At 73.7% G+C, this 6,451-nt stretch carries 6 protein-coding genes and 2 pseudogenes; 1 reads left to right on the top strand and 7 read right to left on the bottom strand.

Translation table 11 applies throughout. The annotated features are described in order from the left end of the window. Positions 1 to 300: pseudogene (locus ACFV4N_RS37390) on the top strand (dihydroxy-acid dehydratase); the annotation flags it as partial. 12 nt (positions 301 to 312) lie between these two features. On the opposite strand, the gene ACFV4N_RS37385 reads toward ACFV4N_RS37390, so the two are convergent. The 7 genes and pseudogenes from ACFV4N_RS37385 to ACFV4N_RS37355 all read right to left on the bottom strand — a co-directional run. Beyond that, complete coding sequence (locus ACFV4N_RS37385; protein ID WP_499677401.1) at positions 313 to 1,299, bottom strand: glycine betaine ABC transporter substrate-binding protein; 987 nt, start codon at positions 1,297 to 1,299, stop codon at positions 313 to 315. Further along, on the bottom strand, positions 1,296 to 2,051 hold the full coding sequence (locus tag ACFV4N_RS37380; protein WP_499677400.1) for an ABC transporter permease: 756 nt from the start codon (positions 2,049 to 2,051) through the stop codon (positions 1,296 to 1,298). The genes ACFV4N_RS37385 and ACFV4N_RS37380 overlap by 4 nt, the downstream gene beginning before the upstream one ends. Continuing rightward, positions 2,048 to 3,163, bottom strand: coding sequence for an ABC transporter ATP-binding protein (locus tag ACFV4N_RS37375; RefSeq protein WP_499677399.1), 1,116 nt, complete (start codon positions 3,161 to 3,163; stop codon positions 2,048 to 2,050). The genes ACFV4N_RS37380 and ACFV4N_RS37375 overlap by 4 nt, the downstream gene beginning before the upstream one ends. After that, complete coding sequence (locus ACFV4N_RS37370) at positions 3,156 to 3,803, bottom strand: ABC transporter permease (protein WP_499677398.1); 648 nt, start codon at positions 3,801 to 3,803, stop codon at positions 3,156 to 3,158. Before ACFV4N_RS37370 ends, ACFV4N_RS37375 begins: the two co-directional genes overlap by 8 nt. Before the next feature lie 97 nt (positions 3,804 to 3,900). Next, positions 3,901 to 5,139, bottom strand: coding sequence for a hypothetical protein (locus ACFV4N_RS37365; RefSeq protein ID WP_499677397.1), 1,239 nt, complete (start codon positions 5,137 to 5,139; stop codon positions 3,901 to 3,903). A gap of 192 nt (positions 5,140 to 5,331) precedes the next feature. After that, positions 5,332 to 6,030, bottom strand: a complete 699-nt coding sequence (locus ACFV4N_RS37360; RefSeq protein WP_499677396.1) for a hypothetical protein — start codon at positions 6,028 to 6,030, stop codon at positions 5,332 to 5,334. 79 nt (positions 6,031 to 6,109) lie between these two features. Then, a pseudogene (locus ACFV4N_RS37355) lies at positions 6,110 to 6,280 on the bottom strand (glycoside hydrolase); the annotation flags it as partial. Between the last annotated feature and the right edge of the window lie 171 nt (positions 6,281 to 6,451).

Genomic DNA, 6,451 nt, shown 5'->3' with positions numbered 1-6,451 from the left:
GCCTACGGCACGGTCGTCCTGCACGTCACCCCCGAGGCGGCCGCCGGCGGCCCGCTGGCGCTGGTGCGCACCGGCGACGTCGTCGCCCTCGACGTCGAGGCGCGCCGCATCGACGTCGAGGTGCCCGACGCGGAGCTGGCCCGGCGCACGCCCGACGCGGCCACCGCCGCCGGGTTCGCGGCGCCCGCGCGCGGCTGGGAGCGCCTCTACGTTGACCACGTGCTCCAGGCCGACACGGGGGCCGACCTGGACTTCCTGCTCGGCTCCAGCGGTTCGGGGGTCGGGCGCGAGTCGCACTGACCGCGCGGCCGGTCAGGGTGCGGGCACCGAGACGAAGCCCTCCTCGACCAGCCAGTCGCGGGCGACCGCGGCCGGGTCGCGGCCGTCCACGTCCACCTCGGCGTTCAGCTCGCGGATCGTGTCGTTGTCGAGCTTGTCGACGATCGGGGCCAGCACCTCCCGGACCTGCGGGTGGGCCCGGTCGAACTCGTCGCGCAGCACGACCGCGGCGTTGTACTGCGGGAAGAACCGCTTGTCGTCCTCCAGCACCACGAGGTCCAGCGCCAGGATGCGCCCGTCGGTGGTGAACACCTCGCCGAAGTTGCACAGCCCGTCGGCGGTCGCGGTGTAGATGGTGCCGGTGCCGAACGTCTTGACCTGCGCGGCGCCGGCGTCGAACCCGTAGGCGCGGGCCACGCCGGGGAACCCATCGTTGCGGCTGACGAACTCGGTCTCCAGGCAGAACACGCCCTTGGCCGGGTCGCGGCGGATCAGCTCCGCCATGTCCGAGGTGGTGCGCAGGCCGTTGGCCTCGGCGAACGACCGGGTGACGGCGAAGGCGTAGGTGTTGTTGACCGCCGAGTGGTCGAGCCAGACCAGGCCGTTGCGGGCCAGGTCGGCGTCGCGGACGGCCTCGTACTGCGCCTGCTCGCCCGGGACCGGTTCGGTGTTGCCCAGGTAGCTGATCCACCCGGTGCCGGTGTAGTCCCACGACAGGTCGATGTCGCCGGTGATCAGCGCCTGGCGGGCGCTGTTGGAGCCCTGGATGTTCGTCATGTCCCGCACCTCCGCGCCGGCCGCCACCAGCGCGACCTCGGCGAGGTAGCCCAGGACCTGGTTCTCGGTGAAGTCCTTGGAGCCCACCGCGACCTCCACCCCGGCCAGCTCCGGCACCGGCCGGATCGAGCCGGGGCCGACCTCGAACGGCAGCGCGAACGACGACTCCAGGCCGCAGCCCGACGCGAGCAGGCCCGTGGCGAGCGCCAGCGCCGCCAGCCGCGCCGTCGGTCCCCTCCTCATCGCAGCCCCTTCGGTCCGAGGTAGGTCTCGGCGACCGCGCCGAGCCAGTCCACCAGCAGCGCCAGGCCCACGGCGAGCACCGCGCCGGTGATCAGCACGGTGACGCGGGCGAGCTTGTAGCCGGTGTCGATCAGCAGCCCCAGCCCGCCGCCGTTGACGAACACCGCGAGGGTCGCCACGCCGACCGCGTGCACCAGGGCGGTGCGCAGCCCGGCCAGGATCAGCGGCACCGCCAGGGGCAGCTCGATGCGGCGCAGCACGGTCGCGGCGGACATGCCGATGCCGCGACCGGCGTCGACCAGCGCCGGGTCCACGCCCTGCAGCCCCACCACGGTGTTCCGCAGCACCGGCAGCAACGTGTAGAAGGCGATCGGCAGCACCGCCGCCCACAGCCCGTCCAGGCCGGACACCAGGAAGAACAGCACGAGGATGCCGACCGCCGGCGAGGCCTGGCCGATGGTGGCGATGCCGAGGAACACGGGTGCGGCGCGGCGGGCCCACCGGCGGGTCAGCAGCACCCCCAGGGGCACGGCCACCACCAGCACCAGCGCGGTCACCGCGAAGCTGATCACCAGGTGGTCCCGGGTGGCCGACGCCAGGGCGGGCAGGTTGATGCTCTGCCGCTCGATGGAGTCGAGGTCCTGGCCGAACGCCCAGGCCAGCACCCCGCCGACCAGCACCACCACGGCGATCGGCTGGATCAGCAGCCGCAGCCGCTCGGCGCGGCGGGCCTGCGCGACCGCGGCCGTCACGTGCCCACCTCCGCCGCGTGCTCGTCGCGCAGCTTGCGCACCGTGCCGATGACCGCGTCCATCTCGACCACGCCCACGTACTCGCCGCGCGCGCCGGTCACGACCGCCGCGCCGCCCTCGGTGAGGATCGCCTCCAGGGCGTCCTGGAGCGTCGACTGGAGCGACACCGGGTCGCCGACCGGTCGCGGCTGCCCCGGGTTGCGGGCGTGCACCCAGCTCACCGGCCGGTTGCGGGCGTCCAGCAGCAGCGCGTACCCCTGGCCCGAGCCGGCCAGCCTGCGGCCGACCTCGGCGGGCTCGTCACCCACCGACGCGGTCACCACCTGGCTCAGCTCGACCTCGCGCACCCGCCGCAGCGTCAGCTGCTTGAGCGACGCGCCCGCGCCGACGAAGCCGGCCACCGTGTCGTCGGCGGGGTTGGCCAGGATCGCCTCGGGCGTGTCGTACTGGAGGACCCGCGAACGCGGGCCGAGCACGGCGATCCGGTCGCCGAGCTTGACCGCCTCGTCGAAGTCGTGCGTGACGAACACGATGGTCTTGCGCAGCTCGGCCTGCAGCCGCATCAGCTCGTCCTGGAGGTTGCCGCGCGTGATCGGGTCGACCGCGCCGAACGGCTCGTCCATCAGCAGCACGGGCGGGTCGGCGGCGAGCGCGCGGGCGACGCCGACGCGCTGCTGCTGGCCGCCGGAGAGCTGCCGGGGGTAGCGGTCGCGGAAGTCGGCCGGGTCCAGCCCGACCAGGTCCAGCATCTCGTCCACCCGGTCGGTCACCCGGGCCTTGCCCCAGCCCAGCAGGTGGGGCACCGTGCCGACGTTCTGCGCGACCGTGAGGTGCGGGAACAGCCCGGCCTGCTGGATCGCGTACCCGATGCCGCGGCGCAGCTCGTCGGGGTCCAGCGACAGGGTGTCCCGGCCGTCGAGGGTGATCCGGCCCGAGGTGGGCTCGATCAACCGGTTGATCATGCGCATGGTGGTGGTCTTGCCGCAGCCGGACGGGCCGACGAACACCACGATCTCCCCCGCCGGGACGGTCAGGCTGACCGATTCCACCGCGGGCTCGCGCGTGCCCGGGTAGCGCTTGGTCACGTCGATGAGCTCGATCTCGCTAGCCACGGATCCCCCTGGAGACGGTGTACCGGCCGATGAGCGCGAAGATCCCGTCCAGGACCAGCGCGAGGACCACGATGCCGAGGGTGCCTGCGATGGCCTGGTTCGTCGCGTTCGCGCTGCCGGCCCTGGTCAGCCCGGCGAAGATCTCCACGCCCAGGCCGGGGCCGCGCACGTAGGCGGCGATCGCCGCGATGCCCATGAGCATCTGGGCGGAGATGCGGGTGCCCGCCAGGATCGCGGGCCAGGCCAGCCGCAGCTCGACCCTGGTCAGGGTGCCGAACCTGGTCATGCCGAGGCCGCGGGCCGCGTCCCGCACGGCTCCGTCGACACCGGACAGTCCCACGATCGTGTTGCGCACGATCGGCAGCAGCCCGTACAGCACCAGGGCGACCACGGTGGGCTCCACGCCCAGGCCCAGCACCGGGATGAGCAGGCCCAGCAGGGCGAACGAGGGGATGGTGAGGATCGCGCTGGTCAGCGCGGTCGCGATGGTGGAGCCGAGGGGGCTGCGGTACACGGCGACGCCGAGGCCGACCCCGATGACGGCGGCCAGCACCGTGCACTGGACCACGGCGCTGACGTGCAGCAGGGCTTCGACCAGCAGGCGGTTCCACCGGTCGGCCACGAATTCCCAGAAGTTCACGGCCACCCCTCGCCGGGCTCGGGCGGGCGCGGTGGCTGTGGTGATCTCGAAGCGGACATCCCGACCATCATCCGGGACTTCCCCCGGGGCGAACCTTTCAATCGCCTGACGATCGGGGGTCCGCCCCGGGGCGCCCGCCGGTGCCGCGGCCCGCCCGATCCTCTGTGGACCGCGGCACCGGTCGAGTTCGGTCGGTCAGCAGACCTTCACCTCCGTCAGCGCGGTCCGGAACCCCGGCGCGCGGGTGAGCACGACGCGCAGCCGCTGGGTCGTGACCGGGGTGGAGGTGACCCGGTTGTAGTTGCCGCGCGCCGCGGGCGAGGTTGGGCGCGGAGGAGGCCAGGTTCACGCCAGCCTTGGCGAACACGTCCACCAGGCGCGCACCGGTGTGCGCCAAGTCCTGCGGCGCGCGCAGCACCGGGAACGGCGCGCTGAAGCGGACCGAGCCGCTGCCCGACGGGAACGTGACCGCGCCGGTGGCCGGGTCGTAGGGCCCGCGGGTCAGCCGGTCGACGGTGAACGCGCGGGTCCCGCCGAGGTAGGCCGAGTAGCCCTCCGGCACGCCCTGGTAGCGGGCCACCCCGTCGGCCGGGTCGTCCCAGACGACGCTGAGGTCCACGCCGCGGTAGCGCAGGTCGTTCACCGCGAAGTGGGACCAGCCGATGTCGATCGGCCACAGCCCGACCGCCGCGTCGGTGCGCGGGCGCAGCCCGGCCACGTCCTCGACCACGGTCCGGTTGGAGCTGCCGAGGGTGTTGTGGTGGATCCAGGACCGGTAGTCGACGGTGCGGGTGGAGGCGTTCCAGTTCGCCCAGAACTCGTTGGCGTCGGGCCACCTGCCGGGGTGCCCGGCCGCCGCGCCGCTCCACACGTACGCGGCCCCGGCGCGGTCGAGGCGGCCGGGCCGCCAGTCGAACGAGACCGCGGCGTCGTTGCCGGTCAGCGCGCCCCAGTCGTACTCGATCACGCCGTTGCCGTTGGTGTCGTAATGGGACAGTTGGCCCCTGGCGTCGCCCTCGGCGTAGCGGGCGAGGTTGCCGGCGATCGCGGGCCGGCCGCCCTTGGACGTCTGCCCGACCGACAGCCACGGACCGCACGAGTACACCGGGTCGCGCAGGTGCTTCAGGTCGTCGATGTGCATCGGCCGGGTGAGCGCGATGGCGTTGTCGTAGCCCGTCACGCCCTCGATGGACACCGGGAACTGGAAGTCCCGCCCGGGGATGTCCACGTCGAGGTGGTTGAACCGCATCGGCCACCAGCGGTAGTAGGCGTCGTACTCGGTCCGCGACGCGGGGATCTCGTCGGTGGCGAACCCCATGACGACCTTGGCGGTCACCGACTGCCCGGCGGCGAGGGTGACGCCGCGGGCGGATCGTGGTCAGGTCGTTCTTCACCAGCCGCGAGCCGGCCGGTGGGGCGGGGATCGCGGGGCCGGGGAACGTCGGGTAGCCGATGGTCTGCGCGGCCGCCACCCGGTCGGCGGGGACGAGCAGCGCGCCGAGCAGGGTGACGACCGCCGGCCGCCGGGTCACGCCGCGAACGCTTGCCATTCCAGCACCCCCGTGGAGGAGTCGGGTTTCGAGGTGATCGACAGCCGCAGCCGCGTGGTCGTCACCGCGGTGAAGGTGGTGGTGTTGGAGGTGTCGCCCGCGACGCCGCACGCGGACTGGCCGGGCACGGGCGCGTAGGCGCTGCCGGTCCGGTACTGCACCTGGCGGGAGGCCGGCAGGTCGATGCCCTGCCCGTCGTCGAACCAGTAGACCGACGAGCGGTTGACCGCGCGGGCGGTGGGCCAGGTGTACTCGACCCACCGGGTGCCCCGCTGGGGCCAGTTGCCGTAGGCGAGGTTCGAGCGGTCCGCGGAGTTGGCGGGCGTGCCGCCGTTGTTGAGCGCCGCCAGGGACTCCCACGCCGAGACGTGCGAGGTGGACGCGGTCGAGGCCGGCGCGATGTTGCCGCCGCCGCCCGGGTTGGGCGGTGGCCCGGTGGTGGTCTGCACGACCTCGCGGATCGTGCCGTCGGCGTTGAAGTGCAGCAGGTCGACGGCCACCGAGCGGCGGAAGTTGCCGCCCCGGTACAGGTAGGTCTGGCCGTCGTCGTCGGTGAACACGGTCGGGTCGATGTCGAGGCCCGACGAGTTGGGCGTGCCGTCGCTGACCAGCGGGCCGCCCTTGGCGTCGCGGAACGGCCCGAGCGGGCCGTCGCCGACCGCGACGCCGATGTCCATCCAGCCCGCGCCCCTTGCCGTTGACCGAGGTGTACCAGTAGTACTTGCCGTCGCGGGGCTCGACCTCGCTCGCCCAGGCGTCCGCGCCGGCCCAGGGGAACGTGGCGACGCTCGCCCGCGCGCCGTGGTCGGTCCAGGTGGCGGCGTCGGTCGAGGACAGCACGCGCCACTCGCGCATGAGGAAGTTGTCGTGCCCGGCGGGCGCCTCGTCCCGGCCGGCGTGGACGTACAGGGTGTCGCCGACGACCAGCGGCGCCGGGTCGGCGGTGCAGTAGCCGGTGACGACGGGGTTGGCGGCGGAGGCGGGTGAGGACGTGCGCCGCCCCTCGTGACGGGTGCGGGGGGGGGTGCCGGGGCCCCCCCGGCGCAGGGCCGGGCGGGGCGCCGGGCGGGATCAGCGGCCCTACCGGCACGTGAGGTG

Source organism: Actinosynnema sp. NPDC059797 (genome assembly GCF_042732085.1).
Classification (GTDB): domain Bacteria; phylum Actinomycetota; class Actinomycetes; order Mycobacteriales; family Pseudonocardiaceae; genus Actinosynnema.
The sequence above is the reverse complement of the archived record's forward strand: the minus strand, read 5'-3'. Positions and strand labels throughout refer to the sequence as shown.